19 protein-coding genes are annotated in these 19,089 nt (G+C 60.8%); 11 read left to right on the plus strand and 8 right to left on the minus strand.

From position 1 onward, the window contains the following. Nucleotides 1-42: 42 nt before the first annotated feature. A complete protein-coding gene (gene tyrS, locus G9X64_RS27355) occupies nucleotides 43-1,299 on the minus strand; it encodes a tyrosine--tRNA ligase (protein ID WP_168311264.1) in 1,257 nt (418 codons plus the stop codon). 133 nt (nucleotides 1,300-1,432) lie between these two features. Between tyrS and G9X64_RS27360 the strand changes: the two genes are divergently transcribed. Beyond that, nucleotides 1,433-2,551: an anhydro-N-acetylmuramic acid kinase gene (locus G9X64_RS27360; RefSeq protein ID WP_168311265.1), complete on the plus strand. Its 1,119-nt coding sequence runs from the start codon at nucleotides 1,433-1,435 to the stop codon at nucleotides 2,549-2,551. Next, nucleotides 2,548-3,078 carry a GNAT family N-acetyltransferase gene (locus G9X64_RS27365; RefSeq protein WP_171377753.1) on the plus strand — a complete coding sequence of 177 codons (531 nt, stop codon included), beginning with the start codon at nucleotides 2,548-2,550 and terminating at the stop codon, nucleotides 3,076-3,078. The genes G9X64_RS27360 and G9X64_RS27365 overlap by 4 nt, the downstream gene beginning before the upstream one ends. Here G9X64_RS27365 and G9X64_RS27370 read toward each other — a convergent pair. Both G9X64_RS27370 and G9X64_RS27375 read right to left on the minus strand, forming a co-directional pair. Beyond that, nucleotides 3,075-4,250, minus strand: coding sequence for an acyltransferase family protein (locus G9X64_RS27370; protein ID WP_171377754.1), 1,176 nt, complete (start codon nucleotides 4,248-4,250; stop codon nucleotides 3,075-3,077). The genes G9X64_RS27365 and G9X64_RS27370 overlap by 4 nt on opposite strands. A gap of 144 nt (nucleotides 4,251-4,394) precedes the next feature. After that, nucleotides 4,395-5,072, minus strand: coding sequence for an alpha/beta hydrolase (locus G9X64_RS27375; protein ID WP_003559715.1), 678 nt, complete (start codon nucleotides 5,070-5,072; stop codon nucleotides 4,395-4,397). 218 nt (nucleotides 5,073-5,290) lie between these two features. On the opposite strand from G9X64_RS27375, the gene G9X64_RS27380 reads away from it, so the two are divergent. From G9X64_RS27380 to sufA, 9 genes are all read left to right on the plus strand, one after another. After that, complete coding sequence (locus G9X64_RS27380) at nucleotides 5,291-6,508, plus strand: cysteine desulfurase family protein (RefSeq protein WP_168311268.1); 1,218 nt, start codon at nucleotides 5,291-5,293, stop codon at nucleotides 6,506-6,508. Nucleotides 6,509-6,625: 117 nt separating this feature from the next. Then, complete coding sequence (sufB, locus tag G9X64_RS27385; protein ID WP_171377755.1) at nucleotides 6,626-8,095, plus strand: Fe-S cluster assembly protein SufB; 1,470 nt, start codon at nucleotides 6,626-6,628, stop codon at nucleotides 8,093-8,095. A 60-nt stretch (nucleotides 8,096-8,155) separates the two neighbouring features. Next, nucleotides 8,156-8,284: a GIY-YIG nuclease family protein gene (locus G9X64_RS36755; RefSeq protein WP_246271026.1), complete on the plus strand. Its 129-nt coding sequence runs from the start codon at nucleotides 8,156-8,158 to the stop codon at nucleotides 8,282-8,284. 69 nt (nucleotides 8,285-8,353) lie between these two features. Further along, complete coding sequence (locus tag G9X64_RS36760; RefSeq protein ID WP_246271027.1) at nucleotides 8,354-8,497, plus strand: GIY-YIG nuclease family protein; 144 nt, start codon at nucleotides 8,354-8,356, stop codon at nucleotides 8,495-8,497. Nucleotides 8,498-8,598: 101 nt separating this feature from the next. Further along, nucleotides 8,599-9,354: a Fe-S cluster assembly ATPase SufC gene (gene sufC, locus G9X64_RS27395; RefSeq protein ID WP_018445225.1), complete on the plus strand. Its 756-nt coding sequence runs from the start codon at nucleotides 8,599-8,601 to the stop codon at nucleotides 9,352-9,354. A gap of 25 nt (nucleotides 9,355-9,379) precedes the next feature. Then, nucleotides 9,380-10,654: a Fe-S cluster assembly protein SufD gene (sufD, locus tag G9X64_RS27400; protein ID WP_168311270.1), complete on the plus strand. Its 1,275-nt coding sequence runs from the start codon at nucleotides 9,380-9,382 to the stop codon at nucleotides 10,652-10,654. Nucleotides 10,655-10,666: 12 nt separating this feature from the next. Then, nucleotides 10,667-11,908 (plus strand): cysteine desulfurase, encoded by a 1,242-nt coding sequence (locus G9X64_RS27405; RefSeq protein ID WP_168311271.1) that lies wholly within the window; start codon nucleotides 10,667-10,669, stop codon nucleotides 11,906-11,908. A gap of 12 nt (nucleotides 11,909-11,920) precedes the next feature. Then, on the plus strand, nucleotides 11,921-12,301 hold the full coding sequence (locus G9X64_RS27410) for an SUF system Fe-S cluster assembly protein (protein ID WP_003559708.1): 381 nt from the start codon (nucleotides 11,921-11,923) through the stop codon (nucleotides 12,299-12,301). Nucleotides 12,302-12,394: 93 nt separating this feature from the next. Further along, on the plus strand, nucleotides 12,395-12,787 hold the full coding sequence (sufA, locus tag G9X64_RS27415) for a Fe-S cluster assembly scaffold SufA (RefSeq protein WP_018072227.1): 393 nt from the start codon (nucleotides 12,395-12,397) through the stop codon (nucleotides 12,785-12,787). An 802-nt stretch (nucleotides 12,788-13,589) separates the two neighbouring features. On the opposite strand, the gene G9X64_RS27420 is transcribed toward sufA, so the two are convergent. The 5 genes from G9X64_RS27420 to gcvH all read right to left on the minus strand — a co-directional run bounded on the left by G9X64_RS27420 (nucleotide 13,590) and on the right by gcvH (nucleotide 19,069). Further along, on the minus strand, nucleotides 13,590-13,895 hold the full coding sequence (locus G9X64_RS27420) for a flagellar basal body rod protein FlgC (protein ID WP_168311272.1): 306 nt from the start codon (nucleotides 13,893-13,895) through the stop codon (nucleotides 13,590-13,592). A gap of 157 nt (nucleotides 13,896-14,052) precedes the next feature. Further along, nucleotides 14,053-15,099 (minus strand): glycoside hydrolase family 25 protein, encoded by a 1,047-nt coding sequence (locus tag G9X64_RS27425; RefSeq protein ID WP_168311273.1) that lies wholly within the window; start codon nucleotides 15,097-15,099, stop codon nucleotides 14,053-14,055. A 366-nt stretch (nucleotides 15,100-15,465) separates the two neighbouring features. Then, complete coding sequence (locus G9X64_RS27430; RefSeq protein WP_168311390.1) at nucleotides 15,466-15,711, minus strand: DUF982 domain-containing protein; 246 nt, start codon at nucleotides 15,709-15,711, stop codon at nucleotides 15,466-15,468. A gap of 131 nt (nucleotides 15,712-15,842) precedes the next feature. Next, nucleotides 15,843-18,707, minus strand: a complete 2,865-nt coding sequence (gene gcvP / locus G9X64_RS27435; protein ID WP_168311383.1) for an aminomethyl-transferring glycine dehydrogenase — start codon at nucleotides 18,705-18,707, stop codon at nucleotides 15,843-15,845. After that, the gene (gene gcvH, locus G9X64_RS27440; RefSeq protein ID WP_003539971.1) at nucleotides 18,707-19,069 is read right to left on the minus strand and encodes a glycine cleavage system protein GcvH; all 363 of its coding nucleotides are present in this window, start codon (nucleotides 19,067-19,069) and stop codon (nucleotides 18,707-18,709) included. The genes gcvP and gcvH overlap by 1 nt, the downstream gene beginning before the upstream one ends. Between the last annotated feature and the right edge of the window lie 20 nt (nucleotides 19,070-19,089).

Genomic DNA, 19,089 nt, shown 5'->3' on the forward strand with positions numbered 1-19,089 from the left:
GGCGTGGGCGCCGGCTTTAGTATCGGTTCGAATTGAAGCCGCTCACGCTGCGCGGCGGATCAGGATGTGTTTCTTCTTGCCGAGCGAGAGCTTGATGATGCCGTCGGCGGTGATTTCGCCGCTGCCGATCATCTTGCGTTCGTCGCTGACGGCCTCGTCGTTGATGCGGACTGCGCCACCCTGGACGTGACGGCGAGCTTCGCCGTTTGACGAGGCAAGGCCGGCACGAACGATCAGCGACAGCAGGCCGATGCCGCCGTCGAGTTCGGTGGCAGGGATATCGACCGAGGGCAGATTCTCCGAGAGGCTGCCTTCCTCGAAGGTTTTGCGCGCGGTTTCAGCGGCCTGCTCGGCGGCCGGGCGGCCGTGCAGAATCGCGGTAACCTCAGTTGCCAAGATCTTCTTGACCTCGTTCAACTCCGAACCACCGATCGCCGACAGCCTTGTAATTTCATCCATGGGCAACGTGGTGAAAAGCTTGAGGAAGCGCGGCACATCAGCGTCCTCGGTATTGCGCCAATATTGCCAGAAGTCATAGACAGGCAGCAGATCGGCATTCAGCCAGACTGCACCGGAAGCCGATTTGCCCATCTTGGCACCGGACGACGTCGTCAGCAGCGGCGAGGTAAGGGCATAAAGCTGCGGTGTCCCCATTCGGTGACCAAGATCGATACCGTTGACGATATTGCCCCACTGGTCCGAACCGCCCATCTGCAGGCGGCAATCGTAGCGCTTGGCAAGCTCGACGAAATCGTAGGCCTGGAGGATCATGTAGTTGAATTCCAGGAAAGACAACGACTGTTCGCGGTCAAGGCGCGTCTTCACACTGTCAAAGGACAGCATGCGGTTGACCGAGAAATGGCGGCCGACATCGCGCAGGAACTCCAGGTAATTCAATGAGCGCAGCCACTCGGCGTTGTTGATCATCAGCGCGGCGGTTGCGGGCCTGTCGTAATCGAGGTAGTTCGAGAAGCAGGTTTTGATCGAGGCGATATTCTGCTCGATCGTCTCGATCGTCATCAGCTTACGCGCCTCCTCCTTGAAAGAGGGATCGCCGACCATACCGGTGCCGCCGCCCATCAGCGAAATCGGGCGGTGGCCCGTCGCCTGCAGCCAATGCAGCATCATGATCTGTGTCAGGTGGCCGACGTGAAGACTGGATGCTGTCGGATCGTAGCCGATATAGGCCGTCACGGTTTCCTTGGCGAACAGGTCGTCGAGGCCGCTTTCATCGGAGATCTGATGAATGAAGCCGCGCTCTTTCAGCGTGCGGAGGAAATCGGACTTGAACTCGGACATAGGTTTCGTCTCTTGGTGTCTGCTCCGCACCCCATGGGGGCTTGGCGCAAGTTCGTTGTTGTTGATCTGTCGCGGCGCGTTTAGCACTGTTTTTATAAAAGTGCATCCGGGAATCGCATGGGAGGCAAGCCTCATGGATGTCATCAGGACCGCGATCGGGCTGATGAGCGGCACGTCGATGGACGGAATCGACGTCGCGTTGATCAGGACCGACGGCCGCGGCTTCATCGAGCGCGGGCCGTTCATGGGCGTGCCCTATGACGCGGATTTTCGCGGGCAGCTCAAACGGGCGCTGGAACTGTCGCGTTCACTGAGCGACAGGAGCGAACGACCCGCCGAGTTGCGCGCCATCGAGCTTGAACTGACGTTGCGGCATGCAATTGCCGTTACGGCATTCATAAAACGTTTTGGGCTTTCTGCCGATGCCGTCGATATCCTTGGCTTCCATGGCCAGACGGTGCTTCATCGCCCTGATGAGGGATTGACGATCCAGATCGGCGACGGCGAGGAACTGGCGCGCCGGTCCGGCATATCGGTGGTCTACGACATGCGCGCCAACGACATGGTTCATGGCGGGCAGGGTGCGCCGCTGGTGCCTGCCTATCACGCAGCACTTGCGGGAAAATTCCAGCAGGCGGGACAGGCGGTGTGCTTCGTCAATATCGGCGGCATCTCCAATCTCACCTTTATCGGCACCGACGGCCGGATATCGGCGTTCGACAGCGGTCCGGGCAATACGCTGATCGACCAGTGGGTGGAGATGCAGACCGGCAAAACCTATGACCCTGGCGGCGAGATCGGTGGGGGCGGCAAGGTCGTGGCCAGCCTGGCGGAACGCTATCTGCAAAGCCCGTTCTTCCGCGGCAATGTTCGCCGTTCGCTGGACCGCGGCGATTTTGCGCCGCTTCGGCCGGAGGAGGCGGGTCTTGAAGACGGCGCCCGGACGCTGGCGCATGTCGCCGCCGCCTCGATTATCAAATCGGCCGGTTTCCTGCCTGAGACCCCAGCGCTCTATATCGTCTGCGGCGGCGGGCGGCTGAACCTCACTCTCATGGCAGAGTTCTCAGAAATGGCCGAAAGGCTGGGCTCGAGGGTGTTGACGGCCGAGGAGGCCGGCTTCGACGGCGATGCGATGGAAGCCGAGGCCTGGGCCTATCTCGCCGTCCGCTCGCTGGACGGGCTGCCGCTGACATTTCCCGGCACGACAGGGGTCGCGGCTCCTGTCAGCGGTGGGGTGCTGGCAACGCCATGACAGATCAAAGGGTCATACTGAAGACGCCACGGCTTACCGTCGTCATGTGGGACGAAGGCGATGCGATCCTGGTGCAACAGCTGCATTCGACGATGGCGACGACCCGATACCTGTCCGGCAACTTGCCGTGGAGCCTCCAAAAGGCTGAGGAACGGCTGCGCGGCTGGTTCGAGGAACAGGCGCGCGACGGCACGACCAAATACAAGCTCCTTGCCGAGGACGGTCGATTTGTCGGCCGTGCGGGGATTTCAAAGTTCAGGAACGAGCAATTCGAACTCGGCTATTCCCTGCGCGAGGAGGCGTGGGGCAAGGGCCTGGCAACGGAAGCGGCGAGCGCGCTTGCCGACTGGTTCTTCGAAAGGGAGCTTGCATCGGGCTTCATCGCCTTCACGCATCCCGAAAACATCGCCTCGCAACGCGTCCTCATAAAGATCGGCATGCGCGAACGCGCGCCGATCCTGATCGATGGAGTGCTGGACACGGCTTTCGAACTCACCGCCGATATGCGGCCGACGAAAGACCCCTAACTCTTTACGGCGACCGGCCGGACATGGGATTCGCGCCCAGCCTGATGGCCGTCCTCGACGCCCCTGACTTGGGCGATGAACGAAAATTTCTTGCGAAGGCCGAGGATCGGCTTCTCGATGAAATGCCAGGACAGCACCGCAACGGCGAGAGCCGATGGCAGGCCGACGAGATAGAGCGCCAGCGCACCATACTTCGGATAGAGGAAAACCGACGGGAACGAGCTGATCCAGATCTGTAAAAACGGGTCGTGATAAAGATAGACGCCGTAGGAATAGTCGCCTTTCCTAAAAAAGGCCGGGATGGGCACCTCGGACAGGCCGATGAAGACGGTGATGTAAACAAGAGAGGTGATGACCAAGGGCCGGTTGAGCACCGACTCCGTCGCCCGGCTGTCCAGGGTGAGGATGGCGACGATGCAAACCAGGCAGGCGGCGCCGAATATCCAGCGGGAATGCGGAATGACTGCCCTGAACTGAAAGGCGACAATGCCCATCATGAAGGCCGTTATCAGCTGGGAGCCTCGGCTCATGAACAGGAAGCGAGCGACCGGCTTGATCGAGCCCGGCAACAGATAGGGCATCTTCTGCACGATAAGACCGATGACGATGTAGGCGATCGTCACCGCCAGCAGCTTGTAGCGCGTCTTCACGATGGCGGTGATCATCAGGAACGACATGATGATGTAGCAGAAGATTTCCCAGGGAACTGTCCACAGAGCGCCGTTGACACGTTGGCTCGGGTTATCCTTGAAGACGCCCGGAAGCTCGTAATGAATCCAGCCGACGATATTCAGGAAGTATTTGAAAAACCGCTGATCGGTAAAATATTCGGAGTGATAGACGACCGTTACGAGCGGCCCGATGATCAGCGAACAAACGACGATATCGACGGCAAGGGCCGGGACGATGCGCAAGCCTCGGTTGATCAGAAAATTCCGCAGGCTCAGGCGCTGGGCGCTGCCGGCGATCAGAAATCCGCTCAAAGCGAAGAACATCGGAACAAGAGCGTATTCAGTGAACCAGAATACTGATCCCCTGATGAAGTCATTGTTGTCGGTTAACAAAAAGGAATGGGTCAATACGATGGAAAAGGCGAGCCCTATTCGAAGAAAATCGAACCCCGGACCAATTCCCCTATACTTATCCAGGACTTCCCCGAACGACTTGGTCATTGCGGACCTCGCTTTTGTTAGGATCGCGAGGAACCTACCGCACTGCAACATGGAATGCAACACGATAGGTGATCTGTTCCGGCACAGCCGGCCCGGGTGTGTTCCGGGCCGTCACAGCATCCACAAGGCCGAGATTTTACGGTGTCAGCGGATGCGCTTGGCGGCCGGTTCCGGCACCAGTTCGCCGTTGAGGCGACGGTCGAGATAGTCCTCGCATTCGCCCATCAGCGTTTCCACCTGGCCATTGAAGAAGTGGTTGGCATTGGCAACGGTGCGGTGGGTGATGAGGATGCCCTTCTGGGTCTTCAGCTTCTCGACCAGGCCGTTGACATCCTTTTCCGGGGCCACCTTGTCGGCCTCGCCGTTGATGATCAGGCCGGAAGACGGGCAGGGCGCCAGGAAGGAAAAGTCGTAGGTGTTCGGCTGCGGCGCGATCGACATGAAGCCTTCGATCTCCGGCCGGCGCATCAGCAACTGCATGCCGATCCAGGAGCCGAAGGAATAACCGGCGACCCAACAGGTCTTGGAATCGGGATGCAGGCTCTGCACCCAGTCGAGCGCGGAGGCCGCATCCGAGAGTTCGCCGGCGCCGTGGTCGAATTCACCCTGGCTGCGGCCGATTCCCCGGAAATTGAAGCGCAGCGTCGTGAACCCGCGCTTCTGGAACATATAGAAGAGCTGGTAAACGATCTGATTGTTCATCGTGCCGCCGAACTGCGGATGCGGATGCAGAATCAGGGCGATGGGCGCGCTTTTTTCCTTGGAGGGCTGGTAGCGTCCTTCAAGACGGCCGGCTGGGCCGTTGAAAATAACTTCGGGCATTGGTACTCCGGGTTTTATTTCGCGTTCGCGCGGCATTTGGACGACAACATGACTTGACTAGTGTTGTCAGCTTTTCTAAAACGCAGTTTAGAACAATTCGAAACTTGCATGGCGATCCACGCATCGTGGAATGTGTCATAAGGCAAGCCCGGCGGAAATTTCAAGAAAAATGAACCGCGGATGCTGAAGCAAGCTCGTCAAGCGCAGGACTGAAGATCATGGCGCCGCCACGCCTTTATCTCGACTGGAACGCCACAGCGCCGTTGCACCCCACAGCACGCGCGGCGATCATGCGCGCCATCGACATTTTCGGCAATCCAAATTCCGTTCACGGCGAGGGCCGGGCCGCCCGCGCCGCCATCGAAGGCGCACGGCGCAAGGTGGCAGCACTTGTCGGCACCGATGCCGGCAACGTGGTCTTTACCAGCGGCGCGACCGAGGCCGCCAACCTGGTGCTGACGTCGGATTTCCGCATGGGCCGCACGCCGCTTCGGCTTGGCCATCTTTATTTTTCGGCGATCGAGCATCCGGCGGTGCGCGAAGGCGGCCGCTTCGCCAGAGAGAAGATGACGGAGATCCCGGTGACGAAAGCAGGCATCGTCGATCTCGACGCGCTCGGCCGCCTGCTCGATGCGCATGACAAGGCCGCCGGCCTGCCGATGGTCGCTATCATGCTCGTCAACAACGAGACGGGCATCGTGCAGCCTGTGGAGGCAGCGGCAAAGATCGTCCACGCTTACGGCGGGCTCTTCGTCGTCGACGCCGTGCAGGCGGCCGGCCGCATCGCGCTCGATATCGAGAAGATCGGCGCCGACTTCATGATCGTTTCCTCGCACAAGATCGGCGGGCCGAAGGGCGCCGGTGCGCTCATTGCGCGCGGCGAGGCGCTGATGCCACGGCCGCTGATCCAGGGCGGCGGGCAGGAGCGCGGTCACCGCTCGGGGACACAGAATTCGCTGGCGCTGATCGGCTTCGGCGCGGCAGCAGAAGCGGCGGCCGACGAACTCGAAGCGCGCAATGTGGCAATCGGCGCGCTGCGCGAGCGGCTCGAAGCCGGCATGCGTGAGGCGGCAGCCGACGTGATGATCCACGGCGAGGGTGGCGAGCGTGTCGCCAATACGATCTTCTTCACCCTGCCGGGGCTGAAGGCCGAGACCGGACAGATCGCCTTCGATCTCGAAGGCGTTGCCCTTTCTGCTGGCTCTGCCTGCTCATCCGGGCGGCTTGGCGAAAGCCATGTGCTGACGGCGATGGGCCGTGACGCCAAGCTCGGAGCGCTGCGCATCTCGCTCGGCTTTTCGACGACGGAAGAGGATATCGACAGGGCGATTGCGGCTTTCGCAAAGATCGTCAACCGGCGCAGGTCGGCTGGGGAGGCGGCTTGCCCGGCGTCAAAACTTGCGGAAACGCAAATTTCCGCTTGCCAATCGGGCTGAAAAGTCCCTTTTGGCCTCTTACATAAAGGGCAAGTAATTGCCCGGCATGAGGGGCAAGACAATTGCCCAAACGCTACAAGCTGCCGGACCTTGTATCCGGCGAGATTGGAGAATGAGATGGCTGCGGTGCAGGAAACAATCGATCAGGTGCGCCTGATCGATGTGGATCAGTACAAATACGGTTTCGAGACCGTCATCGAGATGGACAAGGCGCCGAAGGGCCTGTCCGAGGATATTATCCGCTTCATTTCGGCCAAGAAGCAGGAGCCGGAATGGATGCTGGAATGGCGCCTCGAGGCCTATCGGCGCTGGCTGACGCTGGAAGAGCCGACCTGGGCGCGCGTCAACTATCCGAAGATCGATTTCAACGACATTTATTACTACGCCGCGCCGAAGAGCACGCCGGGTCCGAAGTCGCTTGACGAAGTCGATCCCGAGATCCTCAAGGTCTACGAAAAGCTCGGCATTCCGCTGAAGGAGCAGGAACTCCTGGCCGGCGTCGAGAAACCGAGGATTGCCGTCGACGCCGTCTTCGACAGCGTCTCTGTTGTCACCACCTTCAAGGCAGAGCTGAAGAAGGCCGGCGTGATCTTCATGTCGATCTCGGAAGCCATCCGCGAGCATCCCGAACTGGTGCAGAAGTACCTCGGCTCCGTCGTTCCGACGAGCGACAACTACTATGCGACGCTCAATTCGGCAGTCTTTACCGACGGTTCCTTCGTCTTCGTGCCGAAGGGCGTTCGCTGCCCGATGGAGCTTTCCACCTATTTCCGCATCAACGAGAAGGGCACCGGCCAGTTCGAGCGCACGCTGATCATCGCGGAAGAGGGCGCCTACGTCTCCTATCTCGAAGGCTGCACGGCGCCGCAGCGCGACGAAAACCAGCTGCACGCTGCCGTGGTCGAGCTGGTTGCGCTCGACGATGCCGAGATCAAATATTCGACGGTACAGAACTGGTATCCGGGCGACAAGAACGGCAAGGGCGGCATCTACAACTTCGTCACCAAGCGCGGCGATTGCCGCGGCGACCGTTCGAAGATTTCGTGGACGCAGGTCGAAACCGGCTCGGCGATCACCTGGAAATATCCGTCCTGCATCCTGCGCGGCGACGACAGCCGCGGCGAGTTCTACTCGATCGCCGTGTCCAACGGCCATCAGCAGATCGACAGCGGCACCAAGATGATCCATCTCGGCAAGAACACGTCGAGCCGCATCGTGTCCAAGGGCATCGCCGCCGGCGTGTCCAACAACACTTATCGCGGCCAGGTTTCGGCTCACCGCAAGGCGTCGAACGCGCGCAACTTCACCCAGTGCGATTCGCTGTTGATCGGCGACAAGTGCGGCGCCCATACCGTGCCTTACATCGAGGCGAAGAACTCGACGGCGCAGTTCGAGCATGAAGCGACAACCTCGAAGATCTCCGAGGATCAGCTGTTCTACTGCCTGCAGCGCGGCATCCCGACCGAAGCGGCGATCGCGCTGATCGTCAACGGCTTCGTCAAGGAAGTCCTGCAGGAGCTGCCGATGGAGTTTGCCGTCGAGGCGCAGAAGCTTATCAGCATCTCGCTCGAGGGTTCAGTGGGGTAAACATGGTTTCCGTCATCCTCGGGCTTGTCCCGAGGATCTGCAGCGGCCAGAGAACAAAGGATGAGTGGTTTCGTCTACATGATGTCCGACAAACCGCGAGGCGTGATCTACACCGGCGTCACGAGTGATTTGCACGGACGCATATGGGAACACCGCAACGAGATCGAGAAGGGCTTTACGCAGAAATAAAGAGCAAAGAATCTTGTCTGGTTTGAGAACCACCCGAACATCGTGTTGGCGATCCGACGAGAGAAGTCTTTGAAACGCTACCTGCGTGAATGGAAAATCAAGCTTATAGAGGGCATCAATCCGACCTGGATCGACCTTTACGAGTGGATCGATGAAATCGAGAATATCTATCGACCGCATCCGAATACGCGGGAGTGGAGCGATTACAGTTGAAGGCTTAGATCCTCGGGACAAGCCCGAGGATGACGATCGAGACCGATGAGCACGGTCAATCAGGCGGCACTTGGACCGGCCTTATGGACAGGAAGAACGAAATGCTTGAAATCAGAAACCTCCATGCCCGCATCGCCGAAGACGGCACCGAGATCATTCGTGGCTTGAACCTGACGGTGAAGGCCGGCGAAGTTGCCGCGATCATGGGGCCGAACGGCTCCGGCAAGTCGACGCTCTCCTATGTCCTGTCCGGCCGCAGCGACTACGAAGTCACCGAGGGCGACATTCTCTATAATGGCGAGAGCATTCTCGAGCTCGATCCGGCCGAGCGCGCCGCCAAGGGCATCTTCCTTGCCTTCCAGTACCCGGTCGAAATTCCGGGCGTTGCCACCATGCAGTTCCTGAAGGTGGCGATGAACGAGCAGCGCAAGGCGCGCGGCGAGGACGAGCTGACGACGCCGGATTTCATGCGCCGCGTCAAGGATGCCGCCGGCAAGCTGCAGATCAATACCGAGATGCTGAAGCGGCCGCTGAACGTCGGCTTCTCCGGCGGCGAAAAGAAGCGGGCCGAGATCCTGCAGATGGCGCTGCTCGAACCGAAGCTCTGCGTGCTCGACGAAACCGATTCCGGCCTCGACATCGATGCGCTGAAGATCGTCGCTGACGGCGTCAACGCGCTGCGTTCGCCGGACCGCGCGGTCGTGGTCATCACCCACTACCAGCGCCTGCTCGACTATATCGTGCCAGATACCGTCCACGTGCTCTACAAGGGCCAGGTGATCAAGTCGGGCGACAAGACGCTGGCGCATGAGCTGGAAGCCAACGGCTATGCCGACATCATCGGCACGGCGGCCTGAGTTTCGGGTGGAAAGGACGACGTCCATGAACATGCAGACGACGAGCCGCCTGACGGCGGCCGAGACGGCGCTGATCGAGGCCTTCAACCAGCAGATCGGCGAGCTGCCGGGCAATGGTGCGGTGACGGCACTGCGCGACCGGCTTCTCGACGACCTGAAGAAGGCCGGCCTGCCGACGCGCCGCATCGAGGCGTGGCACTATAGCGACCTCAAGAACCTGCTGCGCACTGTCCCGCAACAGGCGGGCGATGCCGGCTCGCAGGCTTTGGAGCCGCTTGTTGCCGACTCCACGGTGCTGGCGGTGATCCAGGGCCATTCCAACCAGAAGGCTACGGTCGATGGTCTTGGCGTTTCGGCCTATTCCGAACGTCTGCTTGACGGTTCTGCCGCAGGCGGGCTCGATGCGCTCGGCAGCGACGACGCGGTCGGCCGCATCAATGGCAGCTTCGTGCGCGACGGCTATGTCGTCGACGTGCCTGCCGATACCGAGCTAGAAAACCCGCTCGAAATCCAATTCATCCATGCCGGCGGGCAGACACATACGCGCCTGCCCGTGTCCTTCGGCGCCGGTGTCAAGGCGACCGTCATCGAGCGTCACCGTACGGTGACCGGCGATGCAGCGCTGGTGTCCCATGTCAGCGACATCACGGTTGGCGAAGGCACGGAACTGACCTGGATCATCCTGCAGCAGCAGGGGGCCGACGATACGCATCTCGGGCAGATTCGTATCGATCTCGGCGCTGACGCCAAGCTCCGGCTTTTCGTCATCAATGCCGGCGGCAGGCTGGTGCGGCAGGAACTGCATATCAAGGTGACGGGTGAGGGCGCCGACCTGACGCTGCGCGGCATCAACCTGCTCGGAGCGGAAAGCCATACCGACGTGACGATGGTGCTCGGCCATGACGTGCCGAATACCGGCTCGACCGAAGTGATCCGCAACGTCGTCTTCGACCGCGCCAAGGGCGTCTTCCAGGGCATGATCCGGGTGGCGCCCGATGCGCAGAAAACCGATGCCAAGATGGCCTGCAACACGCTGTTGATGTCCGACGATGCCGAATTCTCGGTCAAGCCCGAGCTCGAAATTTTCGCCGACGACGTGCAGTGCGGTCACGGCGCGACGGTGACCGATATCGACGCCAACCATCTCTATTACATGATGGCGCGCGGCATTCCGGAGAACAAGGCGCGGGCGATGCTCGTCAACGCCTTCGTCGCCGAGATCGTCGAGGAACTGGAAGACGAAGCCCTGGTCGAGGCGCTGGAAGGCGTGATTTCGGCCTGGCTCGAAAAGCACGCCTGATCGGATATAGCAATGGACAAGATAGTGCCGGCCACGCAATACGACGTCGAAGCCATCCGCCGGGATTTCCCGATCCTGGCGGAAAAGGTGCATGGCAAGCCGCTGGTCTATCTCGACAACGGCGCATCGGCGCAGAAGCCGCAGGTCGTGATCGATGCCATCTCACATGCCTATTCCCATGAATATGCCAATGTGCATCGCGGCCTGCATTATCTCTCGAATGCGGCGACGGATGCCTATGAGGGAGCGCGCGAGAAGGTCCGCCGCTTCCTCAATGCGCCTTCGGTGAACGACATCGTCTTCACCAAGAATTCGACGGAAGCGATCAACACCGTCGCCTATGGCTGGGGCATGCCGAAGATTGGTGAAGGCGACGAGATCGTGCTCACGATCATGGAGCACCATTCCAACATCGTGCCCTGGCATTTCATCCGCGAGCGGCAGGGGGCCAAACTCGTCTGGGTGCCGGTCGACGACGAGGGCGCCTTCCATATCGAGGATTTTGAAAAGAGCCTGACGGAGCGCACCAAGCTCGTCGCCATCACCCATATGTCGAATGCGCTCGGCACGATCGTTCCGGTCAAGGAAGTCTGCCGGATCGCGCATGAGCGCGGCATTCCGGTGCTGATCGACGGCAGCCAGGGCGCCGTGCATCTGCCTGTCGACGTGCAGGATATCGATTGCGACTGGTTCGTGATGACCGGCCACAAGCTCTACGGCCCGTCCGGCATCGGCGTGCTCTACGGCAAGAAGGAGCGGCTTTTCGAGATGCGCCCGTTCCAGGGCGGCGGCGAGATGATCTTCGAAGTCGCCGAAGACGTGGTTACCTATAATGATCCGCCGCATCGCTTCGAGGCCGGCACGCCGCCGATCGTGCAGGCGATCGGGCTGGGTTATGCGCTCGACTATATGGAGAAGATCGGCCGCGAGGCGATCGCCCGGCATGAGGCCGATCTTGCCGCCTATGCGGTCGAGCGGCTGAAATCCGTCAACTCGCTGCGCGTCTTCGGGACGGCGCCCGACAAGGGCAGCATCTTTTCCTTCGAGCTTGCCGGCATTCATGCCCATGACGTCTCGATGGTGATCGACAGGCAGGGTGTTGCGGTCAGGGCCGGCACGCATTGCGCCATGCCGCTCTTGAAACGCTTCGGCGTCACCTCCACATGCCGTGCATCCTTCGGCATGTACAATACCCGCGCCGAGGTCGATGCCCTGGCCGATGCGCTTGATTATGCGCGCAAGTTCTTTGCTTGAGGAGTGTCCGTGATGAGCCTGGACGAAAGCGAACAGAAGATCGACGTGCGCGAAGGCATCGTGCATTCCAGCATTCCGGCCGATGAGCTGGCGCGGCTGAGCGACGACGTCATCAGCGCGCTGAAGACCGTCTACGATCCGGAAATTCCCGCCGACATTTTCGAGCTCGGTCTGATCTACAAGATCGACATCGAAGACGACCGGATGGTGAAAATCATGATGACGTTGACCGCACCCGGCTGCCCGGTGGCCGGCGAGATGCCCGGCTGGGTCGAAAACGCAGTCGGTGCCGTCGAAGGCGTGTCGGGCGTCGAGGTTGCCATGACCTTCGATCCGCCGTGGACGCCGGACCGCATGTCGGAAGAGGCGCAGGTCGCCGTCGGCTGGTATTGACATCCCGCGGTATTGATCCGTTTACCTCGGACGACTACATTTGAGTCACGATGCGCCGGATCTTGACCCCGGTTGCGGAAGGAGAATGAGCCGATGGGCTTTGCAATCATGAGCATGACGGACGGGGCTGCGGCCCGCGTCAAGGCGATCGTCGAGAATTCTGGGCCTGATGCCAAGGGCGTGCGCGTCGGCATCAAGAAGGGCGGCTGCGCCGGGATGGAATATACCATCGACCTGGTGACCGAGCCCAACGCCAAGGACGACCTGATCGAGCGCGACGGTGCGAAAGTCTGGGTCGAGCCATCGGCAGCTCTCTATCTGCTCGGCACAGAGATGGGGTTCGAGACAACGACGCTGCGCTCCGGCTTCACCTTCACCAACCCGAACCAGACATCGGCCTGCGGCTGCGGCGAATCCGTCGAGCTGAAGCCTGCCGATCTTGCTGCCCTTGCCGCCCAGCGCCAAGGCGAGCCGGCGCATTCCTGATAGGATCTGGTTAGCCTCTTCGGGGTCGGTGTCTTTTAAGGGCGAGCAAAGCGAGGCGCCGCACCGCATGCTCCGTCCTGTTCAGCAGAACCCGTCACAAGAAACGATGGTGCGCGTTGCGTCTCGATGTTTAGGTACGAGACAACACGGCAGCCGTGAGGGTTGTTGCCGGCCAGCCGAACACCGAGGTTCGTGGAAAATATAGGATCCGGATTCCAGCGCTCGTAACGTCCGGTGCTGAGGAGTTCATCTCGTTCGGCGAAAATGTCGCCCTCAGGTGCTTTTCCTCGGCTGTTGAGATCGGCTTTGCTCCCTGAATTTCGAGTTTGCACGAACGTCTTGATTTGCCATCATGGGGTGGATACTCGGCTTCCACGACCACGAAACGAGATTCAGGAACCTCCCAGCGCTGTTCAGTCACCTGGTATCCAAGTAAGAGTGGAAAGGGCACCCTGGGATCCGTTACGGGGGCTACTGTCTTAACGTCGCGCCCAAGGTCGAGTAATCCTGTTACATCAGAGTCTTTGCCCGTCTGTACGGCAATTCGACACCGTGTGAACAGATCACGCCAAACGCTGGAAAGGTCTTCGCTAGCGCTGGCACTGGCTATCAGGGCTAAATTCAGAAGAACTGACAAGGCAATGCGGCGCAAGCGGAATTCTTTCCCTAAGGGATATATGAGCCCCTGATCGGAGCATTACGCTAGGCTGCTGATTTCGTAAAGGCCACGGCCAGTACGTGGATCGGCACAAGTGTGATGTAAAACAGTATTATAACAGCGCCACGACTTTGAGGGTCGTGCTCAGTCGCGCTTGATGCTCATCAGCATTTCCCACATGTCGGCGCCAGTCTCGAAGACAACGGCGTTTGCTTTATAGCTCTGTTCGGCTTCAATCAGGTCCGTCAGTTCGGTAGCGGGATCGACACCCGACGCCGTCGGGTTGATGACGGCCTGGACGCCACCGGTCTCGACGGAGGTGAGGCTGGTGTTCAGCCTGGCATAGCCCGGCGTGCTGCTGTTTGCGATGTTGTTGGCAATGGCGCCGACCCGCGTCGACTGTGCCCGCATTCCCGAAAGAGCCGTGCTCGTAATACCCGATATGCTCATCAACCATTTCCCCAGAACTGGATGAAATCTTGTACACGCAAGGGCTTAGAGAATGTTGAAGGCATTGCGTTAGCAAGGACCTATAGATGCGCGCGCCTTGCCGCTGCATGTTCCGGATTGGTACGGAACGGCAGGCGGCAGAACCATGGAACAGTAGCTATCGCGACGCCACCCAGTCATGCCAATCGCTCTCGCTGCCGTTGAAGACGTTGAGGTCGATCTTGCCGTCGACACCTTCGGAGAGGCCGGAGCCGGAATACTGCCAGAACACCCACTTGCGGCCGGGATAGACCTTGGAGGGGTGAGCGGCCACCGAGCGCAGCCAGAAGGGATAGTTGAGCATTTGGCCCTTTAGATTGTCGCGGTAGAAATCCGGCGCGGTATAGATGATCGGGCGCTGGCCGTAATGGCGCTCCAGCTTGTCCATGAAAACCTGCATCTTTTCCCGAACACGCGCGGGGGAGATGCGCCTCTTGCAGCTCGATTCGCCGTTCCATTCTACGTCGATGACGGGTGGAAGAGCGTTGGCTTCCCTCGGCACGTTGCGGATAAACCAGTCGGCCTGTTCACCGGCTGTCCGGCACCAGTAGAAGAAGTGATAGGCGCCGTGTTTCAGGCCGGCTTCCTTGGCCCGGCGCCAGTTCTTCTTGAACATCGGATCAAGGTGATCGCCGCCGTCGGTCGCCTTGATGTAGACGAAGTTCGCGCCTTGCCGCCGCAACGTCTCCCAGTCGATCTCGCCCTGCCAACGCGACACGTCGACGCCGTGCACGGCAAGCTTTCTCGGCGAGGTGGAACCGAAGTTGATCGGCTTGGCATCGCGGAACCGGTGGCCGTAAATTTGCCCGCGTGTCGGCGATCTCGTGCCGACATCGGGCATTGCATTGCCCGCGGGATTGGCCGGCATCAGCAGCGCGACCGGCTTATCGGTCGGCAGCGGCATGCCGACCGGCCTGTCGGCGGGCACGAGCGCCCGCGGCTCTGGAACCTCTCCCGCCCAGCGCAACGCCTGCTGCGGCGGGCTTGCCTGCGGCGCGGGATCGCCCACGGCGGCAGCCGGTATCGGGCCGCTCGGCTGGGTGATGGCATTGGTCGTTTCCGGTGACGGCACGTTGCCCAGCACATCTTCGGCGCCAGAACTGGCAGCGCATCCCGAGAGGATTAGGGCGGCGAGAAGGATTGCTGGCACTGCCGATGGACGCATAAGAACCTGCACGCAAAACAAGGGATCGACGGTGATCCATGTTGATGGAAGCCGCCTTTCTGAATTGCTAACAGAGACTTGCTAAGAAAGGTTAAATTTGATCTTTGTGCATCAGAAGCATGCAGCCGCTCCTAGAGCAATTCCAGCAAAGGTGGGCAGCGGTTTTGCCAGGCAAAGCGTGAAACGCTTTTGCCGGGAATTGCGCGAAAACAAAGCTCTAGACGGTAACCCGCACGCTTTGGTGCTGATAGAGAGCAGGGGGACCGGGAAACCGGTGCCCCTGCCGAGGCACTGAACCTGGTTGAGCTACGCGCGGCGTCGTGTCGTCATCGTCCATTCCAGCGGCTCTTTGCCGATCACCGCCGTTCAGGCCTTGATGTCGAGGCCCGCTTCGACTGCGGCGGCGATGAATGCTTTGCGTGCATCCTCGCCGGTGCGCTTGCCCTTGATAACGTCGGCGCAGATCAGCAGCGCCTGGTCGAGTGCGGGACCGTCTTCCGTCGGCCAGTCCTCGATCATCGCCCAGGAGGCGGCCTGGGTGTTATCGATGGTCACGTATTGGCCGGGCTCTTCGAGGGCGATGAGCACGGGCTTCGACCAGGGCGCCTGCATTCTTGCTTCGCTTTGATCCTGGGGCATGAGATGACCTTCTTTCGCGCATTCTATCAGAATTAGGAAAGCCCCTCCCATGATGGAAGGGGCTTGGATTGTCCAGCCTTTCGCTACCGCATCAGGCTTGATCGCTACTCGGCGGCCTCTGCGTAGGCCTCCACCGGCGGGCAGGTGCAGATCAGGTTGCGGTCGCCATAGACATTGTCGACGCGGTTGACCGGCGACCAGTATTTGTCGACGCGGAAGGCGCCGGGCGGGAAGCAGGCCTGTTCGCGCGAGTAGGGACGGTCCCATTCGCCGACGAGATCTTCCACCGTGTGCGGTGCGTTCTTCAGCGGATTGTTGGCCTTGTCCATGCGGCCTTCCTCGATGGCCCGGGCTTCCTCGCGGATCGCCAGCATCGCCTCGCAGAAACGGTCGAGTTCGGCCTTGGTCTCGCTTTCCGTCGGCTCGATCATCAACGTGCCGGCGACCGGCCAGCTCATGGTCGGCGCATGGAAGCCGCAGTCGATCAGGCGCTTGGCGACATCGTCGACGGTGACGCCTGCGCTGTCGACCAGCGGGCGGGTGTCGATGATGCATTCATGCGCGACACGGCCGGTCTTCGATTTGTAGAGCACGTCATAAGCGCCCTTCAGCCGGGCGGCGATATAGTTGGCGTTGAGGATCGCCACCTTGGTCGCCTGCGTCAGGCCTTCGCCGCCCATCATCAGGCAATAGCTCCAGGAGATCGGCAGGATCGAGGCCGAGCCGAAGGCGGCTGCCGAAACCGCACCCGGACGGCCGTCGGTCTCCGGGTGGCCCGGCAGGTGGGGGGCCAGATGCGCCTTGACGCCGATCGGGCCCATGCCCGGGCCGCCGCCGCCATGCGGAATGCAGAAAGTCTTGTGCAGGTTGAGATGCGAAACGTCGGAGCCGATGTCACCAGGACGGGATAGGCCAACCATGGCGTTCATATTGGCGCCGTCGAGATAGACCTGGCCGCCATGCTCATGCACCAGATCGCAGATTTCCTTGACGGTCTCCTCGAAGACGCCGTGCGTCGAAGGGTAGGTGATCATGCAGCAGGAGAGGTTTGCCGCATGCTGCTCCGCCTTGGCGCGGAAATCGTCGAGATCGATATCGCCGTTTTCGCGCACCTTGACGACGACGACCTTCATGCCGACCATCTGGGCCGAAGCCGGGTTGGTGCCATGCGCCGAGGTCGGGATCAGGCAGACGTCGCGATGGCCGTCGCCATTGGCGATATGATAGTTGCGGATCGTCAGCAGCCCGGCATATTCGCCCTGGGCACCGGAATTCGGCTGCATCGAGAAGGCGTCGTAGCCGGTGACGGCGCAGAGCTTTTCGATCAGGTCGTCGATCATCTCGCGGTAGCCGAGCGCCTGGTCTGATGGCACGAAGGGATGGATATCGGAAAATTCCGGCCAGGTAATCGGCAGCATTTCCGCCGTTGCATTGAGCTTCATCGTGCAGGAGCCGAGCGGGATCATCGAGCGGTCGAGCGCCAGATCCCGGTCGGAAAGCCGGCGGATGTAACGCGTCATCTCGCTTTCGGCGCGGTTCATGTGGAAGATCGGATGGGTGAGGTAGTCGCTGGTGCGGAGCAGGCCCTTCGGCAGGCGGTAGGAAGGCTCGAAATCGGCAATGGTGAAATTGCCGCCGAAGGCACGCCAGACGGCTTCGAGCGTCGCCGGCCGGGTGCGTTCGTCGAGGCTCATGCCGATTTTGGTTTCGCCGACCTTGCGCAGATTGACGCCTTCGGCAACGGCGGCACGCAGGATGAGGCCCTGCATATGGCCGACATTGACGGTGATGGTGTCGAAGAAGGTCTCGGGTTCGACCTTGTAACCGAGCTTTTCCAGGCCCTTGGCCATCAGCACGGCCTTCTGGTGCACCTGCTGGGCTATCGCCTTGATGCCCTTCGGGCCGTGGAAGACGGCATACATGGAGGCCATGACGGCCAGCAGCACCTGGGCGGTGCAGATGTTCGACGTCGCCTTTTCGCGGCGGATATGCTGTTCGCGGGTCTGCAGCGACAGGCGATAGGCGCGGTTGCCGCGCGCATCGACGGAAACGCCGACGAGGCGGCCGGGCATGGAGCGCTTGATGGCATCCTTGACCGACATATAGGCAGCATGCGGGCCGCCGTAGCCGACCGGGACGCCGAAGCGCTGCGAGGAGCCGACGGCAATATCGGCGCCCATTTCGCCGGGCGATTTCAGCAGCGTCAGCGCCAGGATATCGGCGGCGACGATCGCGATGGCGCCGGTCTGATGCAGGCGCGAGATCAGGCCGGTAAAATCATGCACGTGACCGTGCGTGCCGGGATACTGGAAGATCGCGCCAAAGACGTCGACAGGATCGAGATCGGTGAAGGGATTACCGACGATGACGCTCCAGCCGAGCGGTTCGGCGCGGGTGCGGATGAGGGCGATGGTCTGCGGATGGCAGTCAGCATCGACGAAGAAGGCCTTTGCCTTCGACTTGGCGACGCGCTCGGCCATCGCCATGCCTTCGGCGGCGGCAGTCGCCTCGTCGAGCAGCGAGGCATTGGCGACGTCGAGACCGGTGAGGTCGCAGATCATCGTCTGGTAGTTCAGCAGCGCTTCCAGGCGGCCCTGGCTGATCTCCGGCTGGTAAGGCGTATAGGCCGTGTACCAGGCCGGGTTTTCCAGGATGTTGCGCTGGATGACCGGCGGCGTGATCGTGCCGTAATAACCCTGGCCGATCAGCGAGACCAGCACCTTGTTCTTGTTGGCGGTCTCGCGCAGCTTGTCGAGCGCCTCGCGCTCGGTCATCGGCGCGCCCCAGACGAGCGGCGCCTTCTGGCGGATCGAGGGCGGCAGCGTCGCGTCGATCAGGCTATCGAGGCTGTTATAGCCGATCACCTTCAGCATATCGGTCATCTCGGCCGGCGAGGGACCGATATGGCGGCGATTGGCGAAATCGTAGGGCTGATAGTCGGTGAACTGGAATTCGGTCGGCGTCGTCATTACGCGGTGAGCTCCTTATAGGCCGCCTCGTCGAGCAGGCCATCGGCGTCGGCAGCGTTTGCCAGCTTCAGCTTGAAGAACCAGCCGGCGCCCTGAGGATCGGAATTGACCAGCGACGGATCTGCAACGATGGCCGGATTGACCTCGGTGATCTCGCCATCAAGCGGACAATAGACGTCGGAAGCAGCCTTGACGGATTCAACGGTCGCGGCATTGCCGTTCTTGGAGAAGGTCGCGCCGACTTCCGGCAGTTCGACGAAAACCAGGTCGCCAAGCTGTTCGACGGCATAGGTCGTGATGCCGACCGTTGCAACGCCGCCTTCGATCTTCAGCCATTCGTGTTCTTCGGTAAATTTCAGCATTGTTCGTCCTCTCTGGAAAA

Source organism: Rhizobium sophorae (assembly GCF_013087515.1).
Taxonomy (GTDB): domain Bacteria; phylum Pseudomonadota; class Alphaproteobacteria; order Rhizobiales; family Rhizobiaceae; genus Rhizobium; species Rhizobium sophorae.

Excerpts from the sequence above, each read along its gene's own strand:
- tyrS (WP_168311264.1), bottom strand. The coding sequence starts at position 1,299 with ATGTCCGAGTTCAAGTCCGATTTCCTCCGCACGCTGAAAGAGCGCGGC.
- G9X64_RS27360 (WP_168311265.1), top strand. The coding sequence starts at position 1,433 with ATGGATGTCATCAGGACCGCGATCGGGCTGATGAGCGGCACGTCGATG.
- G9X64_RS27365 (WP_171377753.1), top strand. The coding sequence starts at position 2,548 with ATGACAGATCAAAGGGTCATACTGAAGACGCCACGGCTTACCGTCGTC.
- G9X64_RS27370 (WP_171377754.1), bottom strand. The coding sequence starts at position 4,250 with ATGACCAAGTCGTTCGGGGAAGTCCTGGATAAGTATAGGGGAATTGGT.
- G9X64_RS27375 (WP_003559715.1), bottom strand. The coding sequence starts at position 5,072 with ATGCCCGAAGTTATTTTCAACGGCCCAGCCGGCCGTCTTGAAGGACGC.
- G9X64_RS27380 (WP_168311268.1), top strand. The coding sequence starts at position 5,291 with ATGGCGCCGCCACGCCTTTATCTCGACTGGAACGCCACAGCGCCGTTG.
- sufB (WP_171377755.1), top strand. The coding sequence starts at position 6,626 with ATGGCTGCGGTGCAGGAAACAATCGATCAGGTGCGCCTGATCGATGTG.
- G9X64_RS36755 (WP_246271026.1), top strand. The coding sequence starts at position 8,156 with ATGAGTGGTTTCGTCTACATGATGTCCGACAAACCGCGAGGCGTGATC.
- sufC (WP_018445225.1), top strand. The coding sequence starts at position 8,599 with ATGCTTGAAATCAGAAACCTCCATGCCCGCATCGCCGAAGACGGCACC.
- sufD (WP_168311270.1), top strand. The coding sequence starts at position 9,380 with ATGAACATGCAGACGACGAGCCGCCTGACGGCGGCCGAGACGGCGCTG.
- G9X64_RS27405 (WP_168311271.1), top strand. The coding sequence starts at position 10,667 with ATGGACAAGATAGTGCCGGCCACGCAATACGACGTCGAAGCCATCCGC.
- G9X64_RS27410 (WP_003559708.1), top strand. The coding sequence starts at position 11,921 with ATGAGCCTGGACGAAAGCGAACAGAAGATCGACGTGCGCGAAGGCATC.
- sufA (WP_018072227.1), top strand. The coding sequence starts at position 12,395 with ATGGGCTTTGCAATCATGAGCATGACGGACGGGGCTGCGGCCCGCGTC.
- G9X64_RS27420 (WP_168311272.1), bottom strand. The coding sequence starts at position 13,895 with ATGAGCATATCGGGTATTACGAGCACGGCTCTTTCGGGAATGCGGGCA.
- G9X64_RS27425 (WP_168311273.1), bottom strand. The coding sequence starts at position 15,099 with ATGCGTCCATCGGCAGTGCCAGCAATCCTTCTCGCCGCCCTAATCCTC.
- G9X64_RS27430 (WP_168311390.1), bottom strand. The coding sequence starts at position 15,711 with ATGCAGGCGCCCTGGTCGAAGCCCGTGCTCATCGCCCTCGAAGAGCCC.
- gcvP (WP_168311383.1), bottom strand. The coding sequence starts at position 18,707 with ATGACGACGCCGACCGAATTCCAGTTCACCGACTATCAGCCCTACGAT.
- gcvH (WP_003539971.1), bottom strand. The coding sequence starts at position 19,069 with ATGCTGAAATTTACCGAAGAACACGAATGGCTGAAGATCGAAGGCGGC.